We start from the raw sequence: 25,857 nt of genomic DNA on the forward strand, positions 1-25,857 counted from the left end.
TAGTTTGTGAGCTAAAAGGAGTTGGATTTGTGTAAGGATTAGGCAGTGCATTTGCTGTGTTATTATTATCAGCATCAGATTGATTTAAGAAATACAGTACTTCAAACTGATTAGGGTCTTGAGCAGCTAAAACTTGTGGGGTAACATCTGCCTCTAAATCAAACGCATTGAAACCATCATTGTCTGTGTCACAGAATAATTGATCTGTAGGCGTGTTTGCAACAGGAACAGGATAAAAGTTGATAATTACTTCATCTGTAGCTGTATTGTTACTACTATCTGTAATTATAACTTGGTAAGTACCTGATAAATTATTTGTAATATTTAAAGTAGGATTGGTTTCGCCTGTAATTGTAGTAAATCCGCTACCAGTATCTACTAACCACTCATAATTAATAGCTGTTCCAGTTGTAGGTGTGCCATCAAGAGTAACAATTGTACCTTCACAAATGTCTTGATCAACTCCCAATTCACCAGCAACAATAGAACAGTCTGTAGTACCAGTATTAGGTCCCCCTGGGTTAGTTTCGTACATTCTGATAAAGCCTGGTTGGTTAGAGTAATTGGTAATTAATAATATATAATATTGATCTGATAAAGCATTGGTTATACTAAAATTTTCAATGGCAGAACCAGAATAACTACATCCAACAGTATTAGAAGCTGTTAAATTACCACAAACTCCAGCATTAATTTCAGATTCTGTAAAAGGCCCGTAACAAATAAAATCTACATCTAATCCAGTTCCAGTAAAATCACTACTCGTATTTTGTTCTATTTGAAGGTTTAAATTACCTGCTTGATCAATTCTTATGTAGTACCATGCAGGGTTAGGTTGAGACCCTAGACAACCATAGTTAGGGCCAGGCTCAGATGATGTTACACCAGATGTATTTTGAAACTCTAAACCAGTACTTGAACAGAATGGTTGTGCATTACTACAAGTGGTACCTTGTGAGAAAGTATTAACACAAATACCAATAAGTAATAAAATACTGAAATAAATTTTTTGTTTAGCAATCATGATTTAAATGCTTTGTAAGGTTCTTTTTCTTTTGATAATTTTTTGTAAATAAGTAATTCATTAGGTGATAACAAATTGTATATCTTAATAAACTCTTCTTTAGTTGTTTGGTTAAATTGACTTTTTTGTTCTTTTGATAATTTGCCTTTTAATTCATTAAGCTGTCTGTTGGTTTCTAATATGATATTAAAAAGTTTTTCCTTCTTTTCTGATGATAAGTTCATTTCAGTAGCATAAAAAGAAGTTAAGCTTTTGACATATTTTTTTGATGATAATTTCTGTGAAGTTTCCTGAGCAGATATGTTATTAAACACAAAAAATAATGAGAATAAAAGAACAATTTTTTTCATTTGTTAAATTTTTTTGCAATCTACGTAATTTAATTAATTATAGGGTGCTATCAATAGTGTATTTATAAAGTGTTTTTTATTAATTTTTGAAAATTAATTCCATTTTAATATCACCCCTTTTGTATGGAGAGTTTTTTTCCATTGGAATTTCAACAAAACCATATTTTTTATAGATATATATTGCGTTTTCAAGAATTCTGTTAGAATATAAAATTAGTTTGTTTAGCTTTTTTTCATGAGCAAAACCTATACAATGTTTTATTATTTGTTGACCTATTTTATACCCCCTAAATTCAGGTGAAACTGCCATTTTTGTTAGTTCAAAACTTCCTTTTTTATCAGTAGGCATTAAAGCAACTGTTCCAACAATTGTATTATTAACTTGGGCAAAAAAAATGTAACCACCTTTACCTGTTATGTAAATATCTGGCTTACTTAAAACTTCCTCGTCATATGGTTCTACATAGAAATAGGTTTTCAACCATTCTATATTTAATTCATAAAAATATTTTGAAAGTGTTGGATTGTAGTCTATAATTTTTACTTTATTCATCGTTTTTAATGATTTTTTCAAAAGTACTACAAAAAAGAAAACGATCAATTTACTTGCCATGAAACTATTTTCCTTGGAAAATAAATTTATTTTTCATAAATTTGTACTATCAAACAACTAATAATATGAAAAAAGTAGCCGTATTTGCAGGAAGTAATAGTAAACAGTCTATAAACAAGGCTTTAGCTACATATGCTGCACAATCCTTAAAGAATTCTAGTTTTACAGTTTTAGATTTAAACGATTACGAACTTCCACTTTATGGGGTAGATTATGAAACAGAAAATCCTTATCCTGAAAATGCTGATAAGTTTAACAATCAGTTGGATAATTTTGATGGTTTTATAATTAGTTTGGCAGAGCATAACGGAACTTATACAGCAGTATTTAAAAATTTATTGGACTGGTTAAGTAGAAAAGAAAGGAAAATTTTTAGAGATAAACCAACATTATTGTTGTCAACGTCTCCAGGACCCAAAGGAGCTCAATCTGTATTGAGTTTTGCAACAAATTCTTTTCCTTTTTTTGGAGCTAAAATAACTGATTCCTTTTCATTACCATCTTTTAATGATATTTTTAAGAAAGGAGAAATAATAGAAAAAAACATCAATGATATTTTAAGCTCAGCGGTAGAAAATTTTGAAAATCAATTATAATTATGGGAGATATTTCTAAAGATATAAATTCAAGTTTTCCAAATTCAAAAATTAAAGCACATCTTAACATAAGGTATACAGCAAACTGGATTAATAGTAAAGAGATTGAGTTTTTTAAACCTTATGGTATTTCGCCGCAACAATATAATATTCTAAGAATTTTAAGAGGTGCCGCAGCTAAAGTTAAGGTTCAAACTGTAAAAGATAGAATGATTGAACGTGCTCCTAATTTAACTCGATTGATGGACAAATTAGTAGAGAAAAATTTGTTGGAAAGGACTCGCTGTAATGATGATAGAAGAGTAGTTTATGTACATATTTTAGATGAAGGCTTATTGTTGCTTTCAGAAATAGATCAAGCTATGAATTTAAATTTATTAGATAATTTAACAGAAGAAGAAGCGGCTATTTTAAGTGATTTATTAGATAAAATTAGGTAATTATGAAGTTAGAAAAACACCCGTCAAGCTCAAGAGGTTTTGCTAATCACGGTTGGTTACAAGCTAGCCACTCTTTTAGTTTTGCAAATTGGTATGATCCTAATAAAATACAATTTGGAGCTTTACGTGTTTTAAATGATGATGTTATTGCTCCAAGTATGGGGTTTAGCACACATCCACACCAAAATATGGAAATTATAACAATTCCTTTAAGTGGATTGCTAAAGCATAAAGATAATATGGCAAATGATTGGCTGTATGTAAAACCAAACGAAGTTCAAGTTATGTCAGCAGGAACAGGAGTATATCATTCAGAAATGAATGGATCTGTAAAAGATCGCCTTAACTTATTTCAAATATGGATTTTACCTAACAAAGAAGGTGTTACTCCAAGATACAATCAGCAAGCATTTAATCCAGAAGAAAGAAAAAACAAACAACAAATACTTGTAAGTCCTATTAATTCTGAATTAGAAGGATTAAAAATTCATCAAGATGCACAAATTTCTAGACTAGATCTAGATGCAAATCAAGAATTTACCTATCATGTAAAATCAGACAATCATGGGGTTTACCTAATGAATATCAGCGGAGATATAATCGTTGAAGAAGAAACATTAACTACCAGAGATGCTATTGGAGTATCTAATACTCAAGAATTTAAAATTCAAGCACACACTAACTCAGAGTTGTTAATGATTGAAGTTCCAATGTAACGGAATTTTTTAAGATTGATGAAAGCCTCGTTATTTAACGGGGCTTTTTTAGGTAAAAATTGTATCTTGCAAAATATTATGCATGCATAATAAACCTAAAAAAACTAACAATATGAGTAAGTACAAACATATTTTTGAACCCTTAGATTTAGGTTTTACAACCTTAAAGAATAGAATTTTAATGGGTTCTATGCATACTGGTTTAGAGGAAGAAAAGAATGGTTACGATAAAATAGCGGCTTTTTATGCAGAGAGAGCCAAAGGAGGAGTAGGTTTAATTGTAACAGGAGGAATTTCTCCAAATGTACAAGGTTGGACAGGCCCTTTTTCTGCAAGAATGAGTACAAAAAAGCATGCAAAAAATCATAAAGTTATAACAGAGGCTGTACATAAAGAAGGAGGTAAAATTTGTATGCAAATTTTACATGCGGGTCGTTATGGTTATCATCCTTTAAATGTAGCACCATCACCAATTAAATCACCAATAACACCTTTTAAACCTTTTAAATTAAGAGAGTCAGGAATTAAAAGAACCATAAAAGATTTTGTTAATTCTGCTAAACTAGCACAAGAAGCAGGATATGATGGGGTTGAAATTATGGGATCTGAAGGGTATTTAATTAATCAGTTCATAGTTACAAGAACCAATAAAAGAAAAGATGGTTGGGGAGGTGATTATGAAAACAGAATGCGATTACCTATAGCGTTAGTTAAAAAAACTAGAGAAGCAGTTGGTAAGAACTTTATTATTATTTACCGTTTATCAATGTTAGATTTGGTAGAAAAAGGAAGTTCTTGGGAAGAAGTAGTACAATTAGCCAAAGAAATTGAAAAAGCAGGAGCAACAATAATTAATACAGGTATTGGTTGGCATGAAGCTAGAATACCAACAATTGCAACCTCTGTTCCTAGAGCAGCTTTTACTTGGGTAACACAAAAAATGAAAGATGAAGTTTCTATTCCATTAGTAACTTCTAATAGAATCAATATGCCAGAAACGGCTGAAAAAGTTTTAGCCGATGGTCATGCTGATATGATTTCTATGGCTCGTCCATTTTTAGCAGATCCTGAATGGGTAAATAAGGCAAAAGCAGCGAAAGACGACGAAATTAATACTTGTATTGCTTGTAATCAGGCTTGTTTAGATCATGTTTTTGAGCAAAAAGTAGCAAGTTGTTTAGTGAATCCTCGTGCATGTCATGAAACAGAATTAAACTATAATCCAGCTTCAAAAAAGAAAAAAATAGCAGTTGTTGGAGCCGGTCCTGCTGGATTGGCAGCATCAACAGTAGCGGCTCAACGAGGACATGATGTTACATTATTTGATAGCGAAAAAGAAGTTGGAGGACAATTTAATATCGCAAAACAGATTCCTGGTAAAGAAGAGTTTTACGAAACAATCAGGTATTTTAAAAAGCAATTAGAAATTCATAATGTAAATGTTCAGTTAGAAAAAAGAGTTACTGCTGAAGATTTGGCAAATGGCGATTTTGACGAAGTAATTTTAGCTACCGGAATTACACCTAGAACTCCAAGAATAGCGGGTATAGAACATGAAAAAGTAATGACCTATATTGATGTATTAAAGCTTAAAAAACCTGTGGGTAAAAAAGTTGCAGTGATTGGGGCCGGAGGTATTGGTTTTGATGTGTCTGAATATTTAGCGCATGAAGGTGAAAGTACTTCTCAAAACATTGATGCTTGGTTAGCGGAGTGGGGAATTGATAAAACTATGTCTGCAAGAAGTGGTACAGAAGGTATAGTACCACATGTGCATCCCTCTCCAAGAGAAATTTTTATGTTTAAAAGAAGCAAAGGAAAGTTTGGAGGAAATTTAGGAAAAACAACTGGTTGGATTCATAGAACTAACTTAAAAAAGAAAAACGTTCAGTTTATTGGTGAAGTACAATATACCAAGATAGATGATGAAGGATTACATTATGTTCAAAATGAAGAACAAAAATTGTTACCAGTTGATAATGTAATTGTTTGTGCTGGGCAGTTACCATTTAAAGAGTTACTAGAGCCTTTAGAAGCCAAAGGTGTTACTACTCATGTAATTGGAGGAGCTGATGTAGCTGCTGAGTTAGATGCTAAAAGAGCAATTGATCAAGGGAGTAGATTGGCAGCAACTTTATAATTACTTAATCATTTTAACAGAATTGATATTACCATGACCATCAAACTCTTTCACTGGGTTTGATGGGTCTGTAATCCATTTACCATCAATGATTTATTTATAATGATGTTTTCCAGATTTTAGAGTTGTTTTAAACTCCCAGCCAAAATTACTTTTTCGGCATTTTTTAATCCTTCAAGATAAAATTTAGTAGTAACTGAAATATTCTAATACGGAATTGTATTCTCCGTATTCATTTGGAGTATTATGTGGGTTTTCAGGATCTTCAATCCATTTCCCATCTACTATAAAACGATATTCATAAACATTTGGTTTTATTTGAAGAGTTAATAAGTAGCTTTTTTATAGTTAACTCAAGAGGTTTTTTAATTGATTATCAGTTTTTTTACTTGTTTTCAAGTTTGTTGATATGTTTAAAAAATAAAAAGTTAAATAATTACGCTATACTTTAAAGCTATTAAAATTTTAATATAGTTCTTGATTCTTTTTGATTTGAAAATGAAAAAAATGAAGAGAGATTTCAAGAATCTCTGTGAAAGTTCAAATATTTCTCGATATTTGTAGCTCATTTTGCGCAAATATTATTTAAAACTTCAAAAAACTTATAATAAGCGCTTTTAAATCAGAATCTATGGCAATGAATAAAAATACAGTATTAGGTTACGCAACACTAATTATGATAATTATGGGGGTACTTTTAGTTGCATTGGCAGTTTTTAAGTACGATGAAATTGCAGGTTATGGCTTTGGAGCTGTAGGCCTTGGTTTTTTTGCAAACGCATGGGTATTTAACGCATTAAAAGGACGTGTTTAACACTATAAAATAAACAAATGAGCGACGATAAAAAAGTAATTTTTTCCATGAATAAGGTTTCTAAAACCTATCAAAGTACTGGAAAACAAGTTTTAAAAGATATTTACTTAAGCTTCTTTTACGGAGCAAAAATTGGAATATTAGGTCTTAACGGATCTGGTAAATCTACTTTACTTAAGATTATTGCTGGAGTTGAAAAAAACTTTCAAGGTGATGTAGTTTTTTCTCCTGGTTATAAAGTAGGTTATCTAGAGCAAGAACCTCTGTTAGATGAAAATAAAACAGTATTAGAGGTTGTTAAAGAAGGAGTAGCAGAAGTAGTTGCGGTTTTAGATGAATACAACAAAATCAACGATATGTTTGGTTTAGAAGAAGTGTATTCAGATGCAGATAAAATGCAAAAACTGATGGATCGTCAAGCTGAATTACAAGATCAAATTGATGCGACTAATGCATGGGAATTAGATACAAAGTTAGAAATAGCTATGGATGCTCTTAGAACTCCAGATGGAGATAAAAAAATAGGAGTTTTATCAGGAGGAGAGAAAAGACGTGTTGCTTTATGTAGATTACTTTTACAAGAACCAGAGATTTTATTATTAGATGAGCCTACCAACCACTTAGATGCCGAGTCTGTACATTGGCTAGAGCATCATTTAGCTCAATATAAAGGAACGGTAATTGCTGTAACGCACGACCGTTATTTCTTAGATAACGTAGCAGGTTGGATTTTAGAACTTGATAGAGGAGAGGGTATTCCTTGGAAAGGGAATTATTCATCTTGGTTAGATCAAAAAGCTAAACGTTTAGAGCAGGAAAGTAAAACGGCATCTAAACGTCAAAAAACATTAGAGCGAGAGCTTGAGTGGGTTAGACAAGGAGCAAAAGGTAGACAAACCAAACAGAAAGCTCGTTTAAAAAATTATGATCGATTATTAAATCAAGATCAAAAACAAGTAGAAGAAAAGTTAGAAATTTACATACCAAATGGTCCACGTTTAGGTACTAATGTAATAGATGCAGCTGGTGTTTCAAAAGCATTTGGTGATAAATTATTGTATGAAAATTTAGAATTTAGTCTTCCGCAAGCAGGTATTGTTGGTATTATAGGACCAAACGGTGCTGGTAAAACCACCATATTTAAAATGATTATGGGAGAAGAAGCACCTGATGCTGGTACTTTTACAGTAGGTGAAACGGCTAAGATTGCATATGTAGACCAAAATCATGCTAATATAGATCCAGAGAAAACTATTTGGGAGAATTTTTCAGAGGGGCAAGACTTAGTTCTAATGGGAGGAAAACAAGTGAATTCTAGAGCTTATTTAAGCCGATTTAATTTTTCTGGTAATGAACAAAACAAAAAAGTGTCAACATTATCTGGAGGTGAGCGTAACCGTTTACATTTAGCAATGACCCTAAAAGAAGAAGGTAACGTATTATTATTAGATGAGCCTACCAACGATTTAGATGTAAATACGTTGAGAGCTTTAGAGGAAGGTTTAGAAAACTTTGCAGGGTGTGCAGTGGTTATTTCTCACGACCGTTGGTTTTTAGATAGAATTTGTACGCACATTTTAGCTTTTGAAGGAGATTCTCAAGTATATTTCTTTGAGGGTTCTTTCTCTGAATATGAAGAGAACAAAAAGAAACGTTTAGGAGGTGATATTATGCCGAAACGAATTAAATACAAAAAGTTAATACGATAATATTAATAAAAAAACGAGTCATATCTGACTCGTTTTTTTATTTAGTTTCTTTTTTGAATTCAGAGTCTAGTTTATCATTTTTCCAAATTCCACTAGTAACAACTTTACCATCTTTATCATAAAAAATACCATTGCCATGCCTTTGGTCATTAAGCCACTCACCAACATATTTTTCACCATTAGGCCAGTAATATGTTCCGTTTCCATGTCTAAAATCGTTTTTATAATCACCTTCGTAGCGTTGACCGTCTATCCAAAAAAAGATTCCAAATCCGTTTCTTAAATTGTCTTTCCATTGGCCTTCATATCTTCCGCCTGTGTCATACATGGCAATACCTGTTCCGTTAGCTTTTTTGTTCTTTACTTGTCCTACATAATGTAGTTTATGTTTTTTAGCATTTGAAAAGGTTAAATACTCACCAAAAGATTTTCTTTTTAATTGATTTTTTAAAACCTGAAGTTGCGTTTTAGTTTTGTCCAAAACAAAATTCAATGAGTCATAAGAGTTGTTTCTAAAGTTACTAGAAATTACTGTGTTTTTTAGATTGGGCTTTGTTAACGAGCTGTCTTTTTTAGTTGTAACTGTATTCTTTTTTAAAGTTACTAGTTGTTTTGCTATTTCTATTCTAAACTTAGTCATTTCATCAGCAGTAATGCTATTATTATATGCTGATAAAGCCTGTTGATAATTACCTGATAACAACAAAGAATCAATAGTTTGTATAGCTCTTTTTTGTTGTTGAATAGAATCGTTGGTAGAAACTATTTCAGATAATTCTTTTACCTTACTTTTTAAAGTGCTGACTTTCATTTTGTTTATGATCCCAAAAATTAATGCAGCAACAAAAAGAAAAGATATTATTAGGGTGGGTTTACTTATTTTCATCATTCTTTTAATTAATCATCCATGTGTATAGATGGTAATTTGTTTTTAACTTTTCTAAAATCTGGAGAGAAATATACATGAAATCTAGCAGTCCAGTTTTGTTTAAAAATATTACTTTCTATTAAATCTTGGCCTTGAGAATACATAATTCCAGTAGCAACGGTTAATCTAGGGTTGATAATGTAACCTACAGAAGCGTGTAGTCTTAAGTCTTCCATAATACTTCCTGCAACTGGTTTTCCGCTTTGTAAAATAATTTCTGCTTCTGGAGAAACATAAAATGTTTTTGGTTTAAGCTTATATGAGTTTAAAGGTATTTTAGCTTTAAACATGTAACGCCACCTGTTTCTAAAAATGTATTCACTATTGTCAGAAAAACCTTTAGTCCATCTATGTTCTATTCTAATTCTATGATAAAACATTACGGATGATAATGGCATAGCAAACATGTATTGGTGCCAAATTCTCCATTCTGGAACTAAATTTTTATCTGCATTATTGTTACTGGTATTAAAGTTTAAACGTAAAACACCTCCTAAGCTTACATTAAAGTTTTTAGAGTGAATATAACCAATTGCGTGACGGTTATAAATTTGTGCTAACTGACCTACAAAGGGAGTTTCTTCTGTTTCTTGAAAACGTATGTGGGTTTGCGCAGTCCAGAACAAACGCTTAGAAATTCGAATATTTCCGTAGGTGTTAATCCAAGTTTTAGTTAGTGGTGTTTTAAATTTAGAATATTTTTGTTCATCTTCATCTGTATTTTGCGCAAGTAAATTTGAGCTAATTAAACCCAAAAATACCAGTATCATTACTTTTTTGTGTATTGATTTCATGTGTTATTCTTGAGTTGTTTCTTTAATGTTTAAATAATCTAAAATTACTTTTGGGTTTGTTTCTTTCTTTAACTTTCGCTCTATTTTTCTGGTATCTTCATCTTTAATAGTTAACATTCTTTGGTTGGTAGCATTTACAATGTTTAACCAATTATTAGCGTCATTACAGTTAAAGTCTTGTTCAAAACTAGAGAAGAAATAAGGTAATAGTACATTTTCGTAAGCAGATAAAATACGTTTTTTAATAACTTCATCCATGGTAGTCGCTGTAAACGGATTCCATACACTATTAACATATTCTTTCTTAATTTTTTCTAGATGTTGAGGTATTGTACTGCTAGTCATCTCAGCAACTTTGTTATAGTTTTCAAAGCAATTAATAAGTTCTTTACCATAAGTGGTTTTTTGAGCTATGTTTTTTATTGAAGAAAAATGAGTGATTTTTTGTTCAATATTTTGCTTTAAAAGCAAACTAGCATCTTTAAAAATTGTTTTTGTAGTATCTGATTTAACTATGTTGTTAAACTCTTTGTATTTTATTACAATTTGTTTTTCTAATGCTGCAGTTTGTTGTTCTTCAATTTCAGCTTCAAAAGCAGATTTTATGTCGTCTAACTTTTTTAAAGAAGTATCAGATAAAGTAAGTATTGTTTGTAAATCGCTTTTTTGATGAGTAATATTTAGCTTTTTATACACACTTTTTTGATTACTCGTTAACCAAAGCTTATTAATCAAATTATCTCTTGATATGTAACGTAAAATGTTTTTTGATTTAAATTTTACTAATTGAGATATAGGTTTTAAAACATCTTCATCAATAAGTTTTACAGATTGATTTAGTGATTTAGCATTTTCATTATCTGATAATAAAAAGATGGTAAACTTAGAGTTTTGACGTAGGTTTTTAATAATTTCAGAAGCCTTATTGTAGTTTTCTGTTATTTTATTTAAGTCATTTAATTCTTCATTATTTATAGGAAATACGGGAACTGTAACTTTAAAAAAACTTTGATAATTCTGACTGTTGTTTAATTTAGATACAACCTTAAGAAGTTTATCATACAGCTCAATGTTTTCTTTTAATAAATTAGCTGTATTACTGTTACTGCTGTTTTTTTGAAAGTTCAGTTTAAAATATAATAAATCTAAGTATTTGTCATGAAGTTGTATAGTATCTAAATTTTCAGAGTTTTTATGAATACTAATATTCTTTTCTGTATCATCCGTAAAAAAAGAAACACTTTTTAAAAGTCCATTATTAAATTCCCAAGATTCTACTTTATCTATTACATCAATAGCGTATAATTCCCAAACGTCATGAGCCAATCCGTTTTCTAAAGTTCTACCAACAAGCTCAAAATTTTCGTTTTTAATTTTAAAAGTTTGCTGAGGGATGTTATTATTAAACGATATGCTACTAGAAAAAGTAATAGTATCTAAACTAGCATTTTTAATTTTCTTTTTTTGTAAACTCCAAGTATTAGTAAGTTGACCATCATTAAAATCACCAACAAATTCTGTTTGAATACCATTTACATTAGTTACGTATTGATAGTTGTTGATGTTGGTAACCGAAGAGTTTTCAAAATTATTAAACTGAAAAGTCCATAAACCATTCGTTTTATTATTGCTAAAGTTTCCTTTAAAACGATAAGATTTATCATTGCTTTGAAGTAAATTTTTAATATTCAGTTTCTGAAACTCAAAACTTCCATTTTTTATAGTATCGTTTTTATCAATACTGAAAAAATAATGCGCATTTCCTTTAATAGTGTCTAAAGAAAAACAGCCATTATAATTTTGTAGTTCTTGTGAAAAAACCACAATGGGGGACCAAAATAGAAAACCCAAACAAAGTGTTCTTATTTTATTGATTAGCATAGTATGTTAAACTTCTTTATTTTTAAAATATTATAACATTAACAATATTTTAAGTGGCGCGCAAAAGTCTGCCTTTTTTTATTCAAAAACAATTGAATTATCCTGTAATATTAGTATTGTTTTAGAAAATGTGTGATTAGCAAAAATAAAGGTAATATATTGATAATTTGGTGTATAAGTTGATATTAAGTGTTGATTTGTTATAGTGGTAAAAAGTGATATTAGATATATAGTAGCATAATCTAGATTGTTTTATATTTAATGTTAAATAAATTAATAGAAATGAATTATACAGCCTCTAGTTATTATTTAGATTATGAAACGCCCGAAATTCAAAATATTATAAAAGAGTTTACTTCAGAAACTTCTCAGCAAGAATTAATTAAAAAGGTATACTTAAAAATTAGAGATGGTTGGAGATACAGTCCGTTTAAAATTGGTTTAACTCAGGAACATTTTAAAGCAAGTAATATTGCTAAAAAAACAGAAGGACATTGTATCGATAAATCTATTTTATTAACAGCATGCTTACGTGCCTTAGGCATTCCGGCAAGGCTGCATCTTGCAAAAGTAGCAAACCATATAGCAACAGAGCGTTTAGAAAAAAAATTAGGAACAAATCAACTTGCTCCTCATGGTTTAGTTGATGTTTATTTTAATGGTAAATGGGTTAAGAGCTCTCCTGCATTTAATAAAGAGCTTTGTGATATGTACAAAGTTGATGTTTTAGACTTTGATGGAACTGAAGATGCTGTTATTCAAGAATACAATAAAGATAACGATCAGTTTATGGCTTACCTAGAAGATTATGGACATTTTGAAGATGTATCTATTGATTTTATTTTTAACACATTTAAGAGCAATTATCCAATGTTTTACCATGAACTTAAAGGAAAAACAGAAATAGATTTTTAATAAAAAACGATTTAGGTCATTCCTAAATCGTTTTTTTATTCTAATTACACTATAGCTTTTCTTTTTAGTTTTATATAAATCCAAATGCTTACTAATGATAAAATAAGCCAAAACATATCAATAAATAAAATTTGATATTGATGATTGCTAATTGTTTTCCAAATCCAGTTACTGGTCATAAAACCATTAACAATTGGGATAAGAAATCCTAAAACAGCTCCTGAGAGCAATGAATATTTTAAAATAAAACGATGTTCTTTTTTTATAATAAAACATACAATTACAACTAACCAGCTTAAAAAATAAATATTGTAAAGTAACATCATATTTACTTTTATAAGCTTAACAGCAATAAAACTAAAAGCTGTAACTGGATACATGCCTAAACAAATAGCCAAATAAACTGTAACTAACCAGTAGTTAAATTTTCTTTTTTGTTCAGAAATATGTTTTTTATCCCTTGCAACTAACCAAATCATAATACCAGAAATAATAACAAAACAAGTAATTAATCCTAAAATGAAACTAATAATTTTTAAAAGATATCCTCCATAGTCACCATAATGAATTCTGTACATTATATTTTTAACAGCTTCTAAATATGTAGTTTTTAAAGTTGGGTCTTTTTTACTAACTAATTCACCATTACTAACTTTATAAATAGCTTCACCAACTCCGTTATATTTGTTTTTATAAGGCAAATGACCACTAATTAAAATATGCATATTAGTATCGTTGTAGTTAAACATATGGATTTCACCTATTTCAAAACCAGGCCACATTTCTTTTGTTTTATTTGTGAATTTTTGAATATCAGGCGTTTTAGAAAGTTTATGTCCAGCAAATTCAAAATGAGGATGCGCATAACCTAAATCTTCATAAAATTTAGCTTCATCACCATTATATAAGAATAAAACGCTAGGAGCAATTAGCAGCGCTTTAATCATAAAAAAAGCACCAGTTACCGCATATACAAATTGAAAAGGAATTCCAACTACGCCAAGAGCTGTATGAGCATCAGACCATAACGTTTTAATTTTTGCTAAAGGTCTAAAAACATAAAAGTTACTTATTATTTTTTTCCAATGTATTAGTATTCCAGTAATAATTGCAAACAAGAAAAATAAAGCAATAAATCCAGATAAGTAGTATCCAATAGGGTAGGGAACTTGTGCTAAAAAATGCAATCTATATAAAAACTCTCCTAAGCTGTAAGACTCTTCATAACTAATAGTGTTTAACTGTTGCGTATCTATATAGAAGAAAGCAGTTTCATTAGCTTTTTTTACTGAAATAGTATCTTGAGATGTGCCAACATATACACCAATTTGTTGTTCTTGATAATATTTTTTTAGTTCAATATCTCTTCCATATAAGTTATAGGTAGTGTCTATTTTTTCTAAAGCTTTAGAAAAGTTTAATTCAATATCGTCGTTAGCTTTTGTAGTATGATTTCTTTCCCAGTTAACTATTTCATCTCTAAAAAAGGCAAAAGATCCCGCAAAAAAAATAACATATAAAATAGCACTAATAATAATACCACTTATAGTATGTGTGTGAAAAAATATATTATAAAGTCTGTTATTCATAATGTTAGTTTAAAGGAGTGTAAGTATTTCCTAGGTATATTAAAACGCTAAATAAAATGCTTAAAACAGTATATAAAGCCCATATTTTCCAACCGTTTTTAGCAATAAAAGCAGTAATTATTAGTGCTACCCATAAAATTATACTTGTAAAACTTGAAGTTATAATTACATTTTTATGAGGGAATATATATGCTAATGCCATATGAAAGGTCATGGTTACTATGTATCCTCCAAAAAAACCTGCAGTCACTTTAGCAAATCGTTGCCAATTATTTGATAAGTATTTTTTATTGGCTGGCATATTGTAAAATTGAAAATTCTAAAATGGCAAGTAGCAAAATGCTAATTATTAATGTGTAATAATTAACTAAACCTAATGGGGCAGTAAGTATAATTAAGCTTCCAAAGGTCATAAGAAAAATAAAAAAAGTCAATGTTCCTGATACGATACCCAATGAATGAGTGTTTAGATATAACGAAATGCTTAATGCTATTAAAGCTATAGATCTAGCGATGAGTGTATGATCTTGAACCTTGTTTTCAAAACCAAGCTTAGGTAGATAAATTGTTTTTTTAGAAGTAGCGTAAAAGATATAAAACCCTAAAATATTTAATAAAATTGAAGTTGTAATCATAGTTAGTTTATTTAACAAAACAACTCTGAACATTGTTCAGAGTTGTTTAAATCAATACAAATTATTTACTTATTATGAATAATGGAATAAGTAGCACAATGCCATATAAACTGATAGTCTTTTCCGTTATAGTTCCCTGGGACTTCTTCTTTTTTTGTGGTTTCAATAATGTATTTGGTTTTCCAAGGTAAAGAGAATAGTACCATTCCGTCTTTATCTGTTTCAAGTGTTTTTGACCATAAATCACTTACAAATATTTTTAATTCATTACCTACCAAAGGTTTATTTTTGTATAAAACTTGTAGTTTAATTTTATCTGATGATGATGAAATTCTTTTTACAACAATTCCATTTTCGTTAAAAGTTTTATTTTCATTATCTACTCCACCCACGTTAAAATTAGCTGTTGAATGATAATGGGTTTTAAAAATGCCAAAATCATATTGTGTATAATCAATAACATCAATTTTATTATTGTTTAGAAAAACTGTATAGTTTCCTTTTAATTTGGGGATATAACTAGCCTCGTAATAATTTTCTAAAGCTTTTGTTGTAAGTTTTTGTTTATTTCCTGATGGGTCAATAATCCATAGTGTGAAATTTTTAACTTTTTTAAAAGCATCTTCATTTACTTTTTCAATAACACCATATGTATATTCTCCATAATGAACTTTTATGGTCTGTTTTTCATTTAATTTTCCATTATTATTGGTTTCTATCCATAAATAGTGTGCAGTCATTTTATTACTAATAAGTAATGTTAATAAGATAATAAGTACGTTTTTTTTCATTTTATTTAAGATTTTAAAATCCCTCAACCACACACAGTTGAGGGATAAACTAACAATACAACTAAAACTTATAGCTTACTGAAAGCCTACCGTTTATTCCCGGTTCAGATTGCCAGTATAAATAGCTACCGTAATTAGCACCTGAATACAAGTATTCATTTAAAATATTGTTTACATTAATACCCACATGCCAAGTTTTGTTAGACCATTTAATACCTCCGTCTAACCTAAAATAATCTGGTAAATCAGTTTGATTATCAGCTCCCCAGGTCCATGAAGATCTGTCTATTTGATATTGATATCCAAGAGATAAGCCAAAGCCGTTTAATGACGATTTATTAGAAAAGTTATAATTTAACCAAGCGTTTGAGATATGTTTTGCATGTCCTGCAATTCTAGTACCTATTAAAGCTTGATTGGTATCTTCTGTAATTTCAACATTGGTGTTGGCGTAATTTAAAACTAGACCAAGCTCCTCTGTTATTTGTCCTTGTATATCAACTTCAAAACCTTTAGAGGTAACCTCACCTAATTGAACAGAGTATGGGAAGGTTCCGTTAGGACCTTCATTTTCGTAATCTGTAGTTGCAATATTATTTTTCGTAATCATGTATGCAGAAAGAGCTGTTTGTAGTTTACCATTAAATAATTTGGTTTTTAAACCACCTTCATAAATAATTCCCTCAACTGGTTCTGGGTTTTCTCCAGAAAATAACACTGCTGATTCTGCTAAAAATGATTGATCATATAATCCGTAAATTGTAATATTATCAGTAATATCACCACTTAATCCAATTCTAGGAGTAAACTTGTTGATTGTTTCCGCACCTTTAGGAGTAAGTTGTGTATGTCTACCAGCAAGTGTTACTCTAAGCTTATTATTTAGCATATGAATTTCATCTTGCGCATAAAATGATCTTATATTAGTTCCATAAGTGTATGCAGCTCTGTCTCTAAGTGGTGTTGATCTATCAAAAGTAGGTGTAGTAATAGCACCGTAGGTTGGATTATAAATATTGAAAGGGTTATTGAAATCAACATTTATGGCTTGGCTAAAATCAGCCCAATATTCTTTTTCAGTAAAATCAAAACCAGCTAAAACTTTGTGGGTTAAAGATCCTGTATTAAACTTACCGTTAGTGTATAGTTGAAAATATTCACTACTAGAAATAGCATCCCAAATGCTCACGTATCTTTGAGCATCACCTTCGTTTGTAATTACATATGTCCAAGGAGAAGCACCTTCTTGTTGATAGTTCATAGCTACATATTTTGCTTCTAAAGACCATGAATCATTAAAGTTATGAGTTAGTTGATTTAAGATGCTAACTTCTTTAATGTCTGAGTTTGGAAACTTAGGATCTATCATTGAAAAATCTCTATCTAAACTTCCGTATCCATCCTCAACTGGGGCAAAAATATATGCAGCACCAATTGGCGTATTTACATTTTGATAATTAAATTCGGTTAAAAAAGTTGTTTTGTCTGATATTTTATAAGATAATGAAGGCGCAATTCCCCATCTATTAGTTTTTTCAAAATCTCTATGACTCTCATTGTATTGATACATCAAGTTTATTCTTCCTAATAACCTTTTATCTTCAGTTAAACTTCCTCCATAATCAACCGCAGCCCTGTAAGTGTTGTAACTTCCTGCCATAAAAGAAATATTAGCAACTTTATTTTCAGTTGGTTTTTTGGTAACCACGTTGTAAAAACCTCCAGGTTCTCCAGCGGCCATCATAAAGCCAGAGGGGCCTTTAACAAATTCAATTCTATCTACCATAAACATGTCTTCAGATAAAGGTCCCCAAGAATCTTGAATGTTAACACCATTTCTAAAGGCAGGTAGTCTAAAACCTCTCATATTTATCCTTGCAAAATGTCCCCAATGCTCAACATTACTAACACCACTAACATTTCTAAAAGCACCTTCAAGTATATTAGTAACCATTTGGTCTTGTAATAATTCATCACTAACTACCTGAATGTTTTGAGGTAAAGCAGCAATTGGTGTATTTAAACGTAAGCTAGATGAGGTGTTTTTTTTAACAAATAGATTTTTATTACCATTAATTGTAATTTCATTTAACCGCTCGTTACTTTCTATAAGTTTTATTTTAGGGAGGTTTGTAGTTTTATTTTCTTTAATTTTTACAGTAATTTCTTTTGTAGTATAACCTACAGATGAGGCTCTTAGTGTATAGGTGCCTTTTAAAATATTATGTATTTCAAAAAAACCGTTTTCGTTTGTTGTAACTCCAATGCTAGAGTTTTTAATAATTATACTTACACCAGTCATTGGTGTATTTTTATTATCAACTACATTCCCTTGTAGTTTACCATGTTGTGCATATACATTAGAAGCACAAAATAAAATGATTGCGAATATATGTTTATAATTCATGTGATTTTATTTGTATTTAATCTAAATAAGAGCCGCAAATGTATAAATGAGATGTTAAATAAAATGACGAGAATTGAATAAAAAAAGACGCAAAAAAAAACTCTAAATCAAATTTGATTTAGAGTTATATATTCACTTAGGGATTATTGTTTATGAAATAAACTGTTTTTTAGTTGGTCTGTATGATTTGCGAAGTGTTGCTAAGATGTTTGCTTCTCTCAAGCTATGGCGTTTACAGATACACTTATTTTCCAACATAGAATAAAGTCTCCCTTTATTCATATTGTAAAAGTAGGTTAACCGGCAAAATAGAAAGAAGGTTTTTCGATGATTGGCAAATTTTAGGGGGTGATTACATCGATTAATAAGTTAATTAGTCTTAAAACAATAGATAAAAAAAGTATAGAAAAAGAAAAAACTCACAAAGCTGTGAGTTTTTTTCATTAATAATCCCCATAAAAAAACCGAAGCTAATGCTTCGGTTTTGCGGAGAAAGAGGGATTCGAACCCCCGGTCCTGTTACAGACAACGGTTTTCAAGACCGCCGCATTCGACCACTCTGCCATTTCTCCAGACGTCAATCAGATATTTCCTGATTGCGGATGCAAATATATGACCTTTTTTTAATTACAAAAAGGAATTTTGAACTTTTTTTAGTCTTTTTTTTCGTTTAGTTTTTTCAATAATTGTAATACTTTTACAATCAATTTTTTACCAAATTTATGTTAGAATATTTATTATTAGTTGTTGTCGGTTTTATTGCAGGAGTTATCAATACAATTGCTGGTGGAGGCTCTTTATTAACCTTACCAATGCTTATTTTTCTAGGTTTACCGTCAAATATTGCAAATGGAACTAATCGAATTGCTATTTTAATTCAAAATATTTTTTCCACAGCAGGTTTCAAAAGTAAGGGGGTTTCTGCTTATCCGTTTAGTTTATATATTGGTATTTCAGCATTATTAGGATCTTTAATAGGGGCTAAGATTGCTGTAGATATAAAAGGAGAAACTTTTAATAAAATATTAGCCATAGTAATGGTTTTAGTAGTTGTTTTAATGGTTTTAAAGCCTAAAAAATCATTAGAGGAGATTCAAGAACGTTTAACTGGAAAATATTTTTGGCTGTCTATCATTGCTTTTTTCTTTATTGGTATATACGGAGGTTTTATCCAAGCAGGAACAGGTTTATTTATTTTATTAGCATTATCTACCATTAATAATTTTTCATTAGTAAAATCAAACTCAGCAAAAGTAGTTGTAGCTTTTATTTATACAATTGGAGCTGTTATTGTATTTGCTTTAAATGATAAGATTAGTTGGCATCATGGATTAATATTAGCTATAGGTAATTCTTCGGGAGCTTGGTTTGCCAGTAGATGGTCAGTTGATAAAGGAGATAATTTGGTTAAAATATTTTTAGCTGTGATGGTAATTTTTATGGCTATTAAACTTTGGTTTTTCTCTTAAATATGTAACTTCGTTGTAAAATAATACAACACATGTTTAATTCCTTCGGAAATATATTAAAGCTAACAACTTTTGGAGAATCTCATGGAACTGCCATTGGCGGTGTAATTGATGGTTTTCCAGCAGGAGTTAAAGTTGATTTAGATGCAGTACAGAAAGAACTTGATAGAAGAAGACCAGGACAATCTAAAATTGTTACTCAACGTAAAGAACCAGATACGGTTGAGTTTTTATCAGGTATTTTTGATGGAAAAACAACAGGAGCATCTATAGGATTTGTTATAAAAAATACAAATCAGAAAAGTAAAGATTATAACCATAATACTAATGTTTACAGACCCTCTCACGCCGATTATACCTATGATAAAAAATATGGAATTAGAGATCATAGGGGAGGTGGTAGAACTTCAGCAAGAGAAACCGCAAATTGGGTGGTAGCCGGAGCGTTAGCTAAACAATTAATTAGTCATATTTCAATTAATGCATTTACCTCCTCGGTAGGAGCCATTTTCATTAATAAGCCTTATCAAGATTTAGATTTTAGTAAAACTGAAACAAATGATGTTCGTTGTCCAGATTTGGATACAGCTGATAAAATGATTACTAAAATTAAAGAAATAAGAAAAGAAGGAGACACCATAGGCGGTACTATTACTTGTGTATTACAAAACATGCCAGTTGGTTTAGGAGAACCAATTTTTCATAAATTACATGCAGAGTTAGGTAAAGCAATGCTTTCTATTAATGCGGTTAAAGGATTTGAATTTGGTAGCGGATTTTGTGGAGCAAAAATGAAAGGTTCTGAACATAATGATATTTTTAATCCGGATGGATCTACTAAAACAAACTTATCAGGAGGTATTCAAGGTGGTATTTCAAATGGAATGGATGTATATTTTAGAGTTGCTTTTAAACCTGTAGCTACTATTATGCAAAATCAGGCTACTATTAATTCAGAAGGAGAAGCAAAAGAAATACAAGGAAAAGGAAGACATGACCCTTGTGTAGTACCACGGGCTGTGCCTATTGTTGAGGCATTAGCGGCCTTAGTTGTGGCAGATTTTTACTTGATGAATAAAACCAGAAGTATTTAATATATAAATGAAAAAGCTCACTTTTTAAAGTGAGCTTTTTTAATAATTACTTTTTAATAACCTTAAAAAATCCAGTTTTATTTTCTGAAAATACTTTGATGATGTAAGGTCCAGACTGAATACCAGAAAGATCTAGGGAGGTTTTTAAGGTATTAGGTGAGGTTTCTATAATTTTTTGTCCTATCATATTAAACACTTGTATTTTAGATAGGTCGTTGTTATTTTCAATATTTATAAAATTAGTGACAGGATTTGGATAAAATCTCAAGTTTTTGATATCAGTTGTAGGGTCATCTGTACTTAAAGATTCATAACTATCAACTTTAATATCATCAATTAATATATCATTATAATAACTAGTCCCAGGACTATTTTCTGTTACATTAAACTCTAACATGATGTCAGGACCGTTTAAGGGGTAATCATTAATATTAAATGAAAAGGTTTGCCATCCTGATCCTGTAGAGCCTTGAAGGGTTAGTAATGAGTATGTTTCTCCTACCAAATCAATAAGATTAACTTCTAGAGTATTATACGTGTTATCATTATCATTTACACTAAAAACAGAAAATTGAAGAGTTGGGTTTGAAATTTCAGATATATTAATAAAATCAGTGGTTAATGTACTTTTATGATCGCTTCCTGTAGGATTAGAACCATCAATCCAGGCATAGTTAGTTCCTCCACCTTCTGTATGGTCTCCAGCATTTGATGCTGAATAATCTGCATTTAAACTAAATATCCATGGTTCACCACCTGTACTAATCCAACATGCTGGTAGTGTATTGTTATTAAAAGATTGATGATAAGGTGCTATAGAAGAAATACAGTTAGTATTAAAAGAATAAGACTCCCAAGTACTGGTTTCATTAGTAGAGGTATTACAAATAGATCTTATATAAAAGTCATATTGCTCTGGGGCGTCTAAATTAGTTAAATTATAATTGTTAGAGGTAGCTGTTACAACAGTTCCAGTTCCTTGACTAAAGCCACGTAAACCATATTCAATTTCCCATGCTTGAGCCTGGTTGTCATCCCAAGTAATTGTTGCAGATGCATTTTCACTATTGGGGTCTACTAATACATTTTCTGGAGCAAAGCAATTGATGTTTTCACATATAACTCTTGCGTCCCAACCGGTATATGTAACAGAACTATCTGAAATAAATCTAAAGGTTAATGTTCCAGTTTCATGAGTTGAGGTTATTTGACCGGGACTATTACTTCCATTAAACTCACCTATTAAAGGTGCGTTTATATTTGGACCATCATAAATAAACAAATAGTCGCAACAACCTTCTAATTGAAATGAATCAAAAATAACGGTGACTGAGTTGTAACCTTGGCTTGGAGCAATAACTTTTATGTAATTTTCATTATTGGCATAATTTCCGTTTTCTCCACCTGTATCGTAAAAATGATCTCCTGCACAATAATCATAAGGCATTGTTATATTTAAAGGCCCGGTCCAAAAACTATTATCATTATTACTTGTAGGGTCACATACAGCTCTTACATATATATCATAATTGGTTCCTGACTGAAGGTTTTCAATAGTAAAATTTGTGTTATTTGTGGTTACAATATTTTGTTGATTAGGAATAAAACCTGATTCTCCGTAAATAAGTTCCCATTCTGTTTCTGATCCTGTAGCGTTCCAGTTTAATTCAACAGAATTACTTGTGATTGCTGTAGTTTCTAAATTAGTTGGTTCAGGACAAGTTATGTTAATACAATTAACAGTTGCTATCCAACCAGGCAGGGTTACGGAACTGTCTGAGTTAAAAACAAACGTTAATCCTTGATTCATTTGAGATCTAATAATTCCTGGTGAATCATTTCCAGAATATTGACCAATTAAAGGAGCATTTATATCATTACCATCATAAATATATAAATAATCATATCCATTTTCTAATTCGAATTCAGTAAACACAACCTCTACAATATCACTATTTATAGGTGAAATGTATGTTGTAATTGTCTCATTATTCGAGTAATAGCCGTTTGTTCCACCAGAGTCTGTAAATAAATCACCATTACAAAAATCTGCTAATGTTTTAAAATTCGTTGGACCAATCCATTCACTTGTATTGTTAGTACTACAATTAGATCTTATATAAAGATCATAATTGGTATTTGAGTTCAAGTTATTAATAGTTGCAGGGTTACTGTTAATGTTTGTGGGTACTCCAGAAGGTGAATCACCTGAAGGAACAATTTCTATTTCCCAATTATTAGCTGATCCATTTTCAGACCATTCAAAAGTAACAGTATCAGTACCTATGTCTGTTATACTAATATTGTTAGGAGAGTTGCAAACTGTTGTAAAGGTATATACTTCTGAATAATTACTTTCCCCACAGGTGTTATTAGCTTTTACTCTCCAAAAATAAGTAGTATTATAGTTTAAGATATTAGTAGTGTAGCTGTTACCCAAAACAGTTTCTGAAACTAAAAGGTTTGTAAAGTTATCACTTTCTGATATTTCTAATATATAGTTTTCAGCATTATCATTATTTTGCCATGTTAGAAGTTGTGTTAAACTAACACCAAATTGATTATTAGTTGGAGAAATTAAATTAGGTGTTGAAATTGCAGAATTGTAACTTATTAAGTTAATATTTGTTCTTTTTTCAATTGAACTAGATGCACCCTTGATAGTTAAATTGTAATTACCTATTTCAATATTTTCTGTACCGCTAATGGTAAGTTGAATTAGTGTTCCGTTTTCAGTAGCTGATGCAGGTGTAAAACTAGCGGTTAGACCAGTAGGGATATTTTCAACAGAAAAGGTTGTTTCTTCATTAAAGCCTAAATAAGTTTTGTACTCAAAATTGTAGATAGCATCATTAGGTTGACAAATAGAATTATTAACTTCATCAAAACTCATGACAAATTCTGATGTTTGTATATTAATATTAGCTGAATTTATAGCAAAAAAGATATTATTAGTAGGTTTAATCATAAACCTAGCTTCCGTTATTGTTTCTGTAACTTCCGGAACAATGATTTGAGCATTACCAGAGTTTGGTACGCTTGAAGCTAAGGTAAATGGATAGGTATATCCACCATCAATAGATAATATTATATCAACAAAATTAGCATTAATGGGTGATTGATTAGTATTGGCTACATCCCACGTAATGGTTTGTGTTTCTCCTACATCCCATACTTCATTGTTGTTTTGAGAAGTTACTATAAATGGTCCAGCACTATCATCAACTGTAACACTCATTTCGTCAGAGGCAGTTTTAGATCCTAAAATTTCATTATCTCTAACAGTTAAAACAAAATTCATGGTTCTACCAACAGATGGTGTAACTTCCCATGTTGGGGTTAAGTTTCCTTCTAAAACATCACTTAATTGCGGCATATATCTTACAGGAGATGAAGTTGGTTGTCTACTTCTGTATAAAGGACCAACTTCCCATGTAGGTTGCGGTGTACTACTAGAGAAAGGATCTTCAGGATTGTTTTGCTCCCAACAATAGGTAATAATACCATTATTGTCCGTATCAAACCCATTGCCTTCTAAAACAAATGCAGTTGAAACAGGTATAGTATAATCATTTCCTGCATTGGCTGTTGGATCATTGTTGCCTGTAGCAATTAATTCAGCACACGAGCTATCATTTCTAGTCCATTGTATTACATCTCTGATATCAACATAGTTAAAATAATCATCCTGACTTTCTTGTACATTTGGATCACAAATACCTGCATAACTCATAATAGTACTTCCACTTCCAGGTTCCACTTCTTGCAAGCCAGCAGAACTTCTACATGATGAACTACTCTGAACATGATAACCACCGTATTGATGTCCAAATTCATGACTGGCAATCATATTAAAGTTATCAGAGTCAGGTAAATCATGTGCGGTAAAGGCACTTCCTTTCGAGCCGTCTGTACAAACACATGCTATACAACCAGCACTTCCGTAGACTCTATTTTCAAAAACAAATAAATGTCCCACGTCATAAGCGTTAGATCCAATTGTAGTGTCTAAAAAATTTTGGAGTTCATTATTATAATTACCTGTGTTGAAAGGATCTTGAGAACCATCTAAGAATATTAAAGAATCATTTTCATCGATTAACTCCATGGTTATTCCAAAGTCTCGTTCAAAAATCCCATTAATTCTAGTTAATGAGTTATTAATAGCAGCTAAAACTGTTGCTATTCTCTCAGTATCATCAACTTCATTTCCTGTCAAAAAATAATTTGAAAACTCTCCGGTAGTAGCAATTGCTGTTCTATATTTTCTCAAGTAACCATCGTTAGTAATTAAATTATTTTTTTGTGTATTTGATGAATTTAAAGCATTTTTAATTTTTTCTATTGTATTACACTCAAAATTAGATTTAACAGTAGCATCAGATTTAGTGTAAATACTATAGTTATTGTTTTTTAGTTCTGATGGTTTAATAATTAGTGTTCCATTATTTTTTGAAACATATGCATTCAAACCTAATTCAGAGGAATAACTTAGTCTAACAGTGGCATGTGTTTTATTACTTATACCTACATAAGATTTTATGTTTGGATACTTTGAACTTAATTTTTCACTAAAGTTACTAGTTTCATAAATTATAAAATCTTCAAAGTTTTCAAAATCAACAGGCAATGAGATTTTTACATTGGAAGTATTTTTTGAAAACCGTTTAGGAGCATCTTTGATAAGGTTTAAAAAGATGTTTTTTTTAAGTAATAGGTTTTTTTGAATTTTAGGATTGTCACTAATTTTAGATTTAGCAAAGGTATTTTTATTTTGTTGCCAAATATTTTGACTTATTGAAGTTAGGTTTACTAACATCAATAAAAAAAGTAATAGTTTTTTCATAGATTTTTTTGTTTTCATAGTTTTCAACAAAACTACTTTACTTTATTATATAAAACAAAAAACACTCTTAATAAAAGAGTGTTTTTTAATGTTTTAACATATATAT

General features: G+C 30.4%; 21 protein-coding genes, 1 tRNA gene and 1 pseudogene. 9 read left to right on the forward strand and 14 right to left on the reverse strand.

Annotated features, from left to right (window positions below; all coding sequences use genetic code 11):
* The 3 genes from ACFQ1U_RS06735 to ACFQ1U_RS06745 form a co-directional block, all read right to left on the reverse strand.
* On the reverse strand, positions 1-1,024 hold a 1,024-nt coding region (locus tag ACFQ1U_RS06735), incomplete at its 3' end, for a PKD domain-containing protein (RefSeq protein WP_449343026.1).
* Positions 1,021-1,374: a hypothetical protein gene (locus ACFQ1U_RS06740; RefSeq protein ID WP_386106634.1), complete on the reverse strand. Its 354-nt coding sequence runs from the start codon at positions 1,372-1,374 to the stop codon at positions 1,021-1,023. The genes ACFQ1U_RS06735 and ACFQ1U_RS06740, both read right to left, overlap by 4 nt.
* A gap of 79 nt (positions 1,375-1,453) precedes the next feature.
* The gene (locus tag ACFQ1U_RS06745; RefSeq protein ID WP_386106636.1) at positions 1,454-1,927 is read right to left on the reverse strand and encodes a GNAT family N-acetyltransferase; all 474 of its coding nucleotides are present in this window, start codon (positions 1,925-1,927) and stop codon (positions 1,454-1,456) included.
* 125 nt (positions 1,928-2,052) lie between these two features.
* Between ACFQ1U_RS06745 and ACFQ1U_RS06750 the strand changes: the two genes are divergently transcribed.
* The 4 genes from ACFQ1U_RS06750 to ACFQ1U_RS06765 all read left to right on the forward strand — a co-directional run bounded on the left by ACFQ1U_RS06750 (position 2,053) and on the right by ACFQ1U_RS06765 (position 5,879).
* Positions 2,053-2,583 (forward strand): NADPH-dependent FMN reductase, encoded by a 531-nt coding sequence (locus ACFQ1U_RS06750; RefSeq protein ID WP_386106638.1) that lies wholly within the window; start codon positions 2,053-2,055, stop codon positions 2,581-2,583.
* 2 nt (positions 2,584-2,585) lie between these two features.
* The gene (locus tag ACFQ1U_RS06755; protein ID WP_386106640.1) at positions 2,586-3,023 is read left to right on the forward strand and encodes a MarR family winged helix-turn-helix transcriptional regulator; all 438 of its coding nucleotides are present in this window, start codon (positions 2,586-2,588) and stop codon (positions 3,021-3,023) included.
* Positions 3,024-3,025: 2 nt separating this feature from the next.
* A complete protein-coding gene (locus ACFQ1U_RS06760) occupies positions 3,026-3,739 on the forward strand; it encodes a pirin family protein (protein WP_386106642.1) in 714 nt (237 codons plus the stop codon).
* Between the two features lie 112 nt (positions 3,740-3,851).
* On the forward strand, positions 3,852-5,879 hold the full coding sequence (locus ACFQ1U_RS06765) for an oxidoreductase (protein ID WP_386106644.1): 2,028 nt from the start codon (positions 3,852-3,854) through the stop codon (positions 5,877-5,879).
* 186 nt (positions 5,880-6,065) lie between these two features.
* Here ACFQ1U_RS06765 and ACFQ1U_RS06770 read toward each other — a convergent pair.
* Positions 6,066-6,203: pseudogene (locus tag ACFQ1U_RS06770) on the reverse strand (glycogen-binding domain-containing protein); the annotation flags it as partial.
* Positions 6,204-6,516: 313 nt separating this feature from the next.
* On the opposite strand from ACFQ1U_RS06770, the gene ACFQ1U_RS06775 reads away from it, so the two are divergent.
* Both ACFQ1U_RS06775 and ettA read left to right on the forward strand, forming a co-directional pair.
* Complete coding sequence (locus ACFQ1U_RS06775) at positions 6,517-6,693, forward strand: CAL67264 family membrane protein (RefSeq protein ID WP_386106689.1); 177 nt, start codon at positions 6,517-6,519, stop codon at positions 6,691-6,693.
* 17 nt (positions 6,694-6,710) lie between these two features.
* On the forward strand, positions 6,711-8,402 hold the full coding sequence (ettA, locus tag ACFQ1U_RS06780; protein ID WP_386106646.1) for an energy-dependent translational throttle protein EttA: 1,692 nt from the start codon (positions 6,711-6,713) through the stop codon (positions 8,400-8,402).
* Between the two features lie 37 nt (positions 8,403-8,439).
* On the opposite strand, the gene ACFQ1U_RS06785 is transcribed toward ettA, so the two are convergent.
* The 3 genes from ACFQ1U_RS06785 to ACFQ1U_RS06795 form a co-directional block, all read right to left on the reverse strand.
* A complete protein-coding gene (locus tag ACFQ1U_RS06785) occupies positions 8,440-9,213 on the reverse strand; it encodes an MORN repeat-containing protein (RefSeq protein ID WP_386106648.1) in 774 nt (257 codons plus the stop codon).
* Positions 9,214-9,299: 86 nt separating this feature from the next.
* Positions 9,300-10,124 carry a DUF2490 domain-containing protein gene (locus tag ACFQ1U_RS06790; RefSeq protein WP_386106650.1) on the reverse strand — a complete coding sequence of 275 codons (825 nt, stop codon included), beginning with the start codon at positions 10,122-10,124 and terminating at the stop codon, positions 9,300-9,302.
* Between the two features lie 3 nt (positions 10,125-10,127).
* The gene (locus tag ACFQ1U_RS06795) at positions 10,128-12,005 is read right to left on the reverse strand and encodes a hypothetical protein (RefSeq protein WP_386106652.1); all 1,878 of its coding nucleotides are present in this window, start codon (positions 12,003-12,005) and stop codon (positions 10,128-10,130) included.
* A gap of 282 nt (positions 12,006-12,287) precedes the next feature.
* Between ACFQ1U_RS06795 and ACFQ1U_RS06800 the strand changes: the two genes are divergently transcribed.
* Positions 12,288-12,920: a transglutaminase-like domain-containing protein gene (locus ACFQ1U_RS06800; RefSeq protein WP_386106654.1), complete on the forward strand. Its 633-nt coding sequence runs from the start codon at positions 12,288-12,290 to the stop codon at positions 12,918-12,920.
* 44 nt (positions 12,921-12,964) lie between these two features.
* On the opposite strand, the gene ACFQ1U_RS06805 is transcribed toward ACFQ1U_RS06800, so the two are convergent.
* The 6 genes from ACFQ1U_RS06805 to ACFQ1U_RS06830 form a co-directional block, all read right to left on the reverse strand.
* Positions 12,965-14,509: a PepSY-associated TM helix domain-containing protein gene (locus tag ACFQ1U_RS06805; protein WP_386106656.1), complete on the reverse strand. Its 1,545-nt coding sequence runs from the start codon at positions 14,507-14,509 to the stop codon at positions 12,965-12,967.
* A gap of 4 nt (positions 14,510-14,513) precedes the next feature.
* Positions 14,514-14,810 (reverse strand): hypothetical protein, encoded by a 297-nt coding sequence (locus tag ACFQ1U_RS06810; protein ID WP_386106657.1) that lies wholly within the window; start codon positions 14,808-14,810, stop codon positions 14,514-14,516.
* Positions 14,797-15,144 (reverse strand): hypothetical protein, encoded by a 348-nt coding sequence (locus ACFQ1U_RS06815; protein ID WP_386106659.1) that lies wholly within the window; start codon positions 15,142-15,144, stop codon positions 14,797-14,799. The genes ACFQ1U_RS06810 and ACFQ1U_RS06815 overlap by 14 nt, the downstream gene beginning before the upstream one ends.
* Before the next feature lie 65 nt (positions 15,145-15,209).
* Positions 15,210-15,935, reverse strand: coding sequence for a DUF4198 domain-containing protein (locus ACFQ1U_RS06820; protein WP_386106661.1), 726 nt, complete (start codon positions 15,933-15,935; stop codon positions 15,210-15,212).
* Between the two features lie 61 nt (positions 15,936-15,996).
* Positions 15,997-18,342 (reverse strand): TonB-dependent siderophore receptor, encoded by a 2,346-nt coding sequence (locus ACFQ1U_RS06825; protein ID WP_386106663.1) that lies wholly within the window; start codon positions 18,340-18,342, stop codon positions 15,997-15,999.
* Between the two features lie 487 nt (positions 18,343-18,829).
* Positions 18,830-18,914, reverse strand: a tRNA-Ser gene (locus tag ACFQ1U_RS06830).
* 150 nt (positions 18,915-19,064) lie between these two features.
* Here ACFQ1U_RS06830 and ACFQ1U_RS06835 point away from each other — a divergent pair.
* Both ACFQ1U_RS06835 and aroC read left to right on the forward strand, forming a co-directional pair.
* The gene (locus ACFQ1U_RS06835; protein ID WP_386106665.1) at positions 19,065-19,811 is read left to right on the forward strand and encodes a sulfite exporter TauE/SafE family protein; all 747 of its coding nucleotides are present in this window, start codon (positions 19,065-19,067) and stop codon (positions 19,809-19,811) included.
* A 32-nt stretch (positions 19,812-19,843) separates the two neighbouring features.
* Positions 19,844-20,905 carry a chorismate synthase gene (gene aroC, locus ACFQ1U_RS06840; protein ID WP_386106667.1) on the forward strand — a complete coding sequence of 354 codons (1,062 nt, stop codon included), beginning with the start codon at positions 19,844-19,846 and terminating at the stop codon, positions 20,903-20,905.
* Between the two features lie 46 nt (positions 20,906-20,951).
* Here the strand turns inward: aroC and ACFQ1U_RS06845 are convergent, their stop codons facing one another.
* Positions 20,952-25,751: a reprolysin-like metallopeptidase gene (locus ACFQ1U_RS06845; RefSeq protein WP_386106669.1), complete on the reverse strand. Its 4,800-nt coding sequence runs from the start codon at positions 25,749-25,751 to the stop codon at positions 20,952-20,954.
* Positions 25,752-25,857 lie beyond the last annotated feature (106 nt).

It is taken from the genome of Tenacibaculum geojense, from assembly GCF_042676005.1.
Classification (GTDB): domain Bacteria; phylum Bacteroidota; class Bacteroidia; order Flavobacteriales; family Flavobacteriaceae; genus Polaribacter; species Polaribacter geojense.

What these genes read in the sequence shown, in the direction of transcription:
- ACFQ1U_RS06740 (WP_386106634.1), bottom strand. Translation starts at nt 1,374, where the DNA reads ATGAAAAAAATTGTTCTTTTATTCTCATTATTTTTTGTGTTTAATAAC.
- ACFQ1U_RS06745 (WP_386106636.1), bottom strand. Translation starts at nt 1,927, where the DNA reads ATGAATAAAGTAAAAATTATAGACTACAATCCAACACTTTCAAAATAT.
- ACFQ1U_RS06750 (WP_386106638.1), top strand. Translation starts at nt 2,053, where the DNA reads ATGAAAAAAGTAGCCGTATTTGCAGGAAGTAATAGTAAACAGTCTATA.
- ACFQ1U_RS06755 (WP_386106640.1), top strand. Translation starts at nt 2,586, where the DNA reads ATGGGAGATATTTCTAAAGATATAAATTCAAGTTTTCCAAATTCAAAA.
- ACFQ1U_RS06760 (WP_386106642.1), top strand. Translation starts at nt 3,026, where the DNA reads ATGAAGTTAGAAAAACACCCGTCAAGCTCAAGAGGTTTTGCTAATCAC.
- ACFQ1U_RS06765 (WP_386106644.1), top strand. Translation starts at nt 3,852, where the DNA reads ATGAGTAAGTACAAACATATTTTTGAACCCTTAGATTTAGGTTTTACA.
- ACFQ1U_RS06775 (WP_386106689.1), top strand. Translation starts at nt 6,517, where the DNA reads ATGAATAAAAATACAGTATTAGGTTACGCAACACTAATTATGATAATT.
- ettA (WP_386106646.1), top strand. Translation starts at nt 6,711, where the DNA reads ATGAGCGACGATAAAAAAGTAATTTTTTCCATGAATAAGGTTTCTAAA.
- ACFQ1U_RS06785 (WP_386106648.1), bottom strand. Translation starts at nt 9,213, where the DNA reads ATGAAAGTCAGCACTTTAAAAAGTAAGGTAAAAGAATTATCTGAAATA.
- ACFQ1U_RS06790 (WP_386106650.1), bottom strand. Translation starts at nt 10,124, where the DNA reads ATGAAATCAATACACAAAAAAGTAATGATACTGGTATTTTTGGGTTTA.
- ACFQ1U_RS06795 (WP_386106652.1), bottom strand. Translation starts at nt 12,005, where the DNA reads ATGCTAATCAATAAAATAAGAACACTTTGTTTGGGTTTTCTATTTTGG.
- ACFQ1U_RS06800 (WP_386106654.1), top strand. Translation starts at nt 12,288, where the DNA reads ATGAATTATACAGCCTCTAGTTATTATTTAGATTATGAAACGCCCGAA.
- ACFQ1U_RS06805 (WP_386106656.1), bottom strand. Translation starts at nt 14,509, where the DNA reads ATGAATAACAGACTTTATAATATATTTTTTCACACACATACTATAAGT.
- ACFQ1U_RS06810 (WP_386106657.1), bottom strand. Translation starts at nt 14,810, where the DNA reads ATGCCAGCCAATAAAAAATACTTATCAAATAATTGGCAACGATTTGCT.
- ACFQ1U_RS06815 (WP_386106659.1), bottom strand. Translation starts at nt 15,144, where the DNA reads ATGATTACAACTTCAATTTTATTAAATATTTTAGGGTTTTATATCTTT.
- ACFQ1U_RS06820 (WP_386106661.1), bottom strand. Translation starts at nt 15,935, where the DNA reads ATGAAAAAAAACGTACTTATTATCTTATTAACATTACTTATTAGTAAT.
- ACFQ1U_RS06825 (WP_386106663.1), bottom strand. Translation starts at nt 18,342, where the DNA reads ATGAATTATAAACATATATTCGCAATCATTTTATTTTGTGCTTCTAAT.
- ACFQ1U_RS06835 (WP_386106665.1), top strand. Translation starts at nt 19,065, where the DNA reads ATGTTAGAATATTTATTATTAGTTGTTGTCGGTTTTATTGCAGGAGTT.
- aroC (WP_386106667.1), top strand. Translation starts at nt 19,844, where the DNA reads ATGTTTAATTCCTTCGGAAATATATTAAAGCTAACAACTTTTGGAGAA.
- ACFQ1U_RS06845 (WP_386106669.1), bottom strand. Translation starts at nt 25,751, where the DNA reads ATGAAAAAACTATTACTTTTTTTATTGATGTTAGTAAACCTAACTTCA.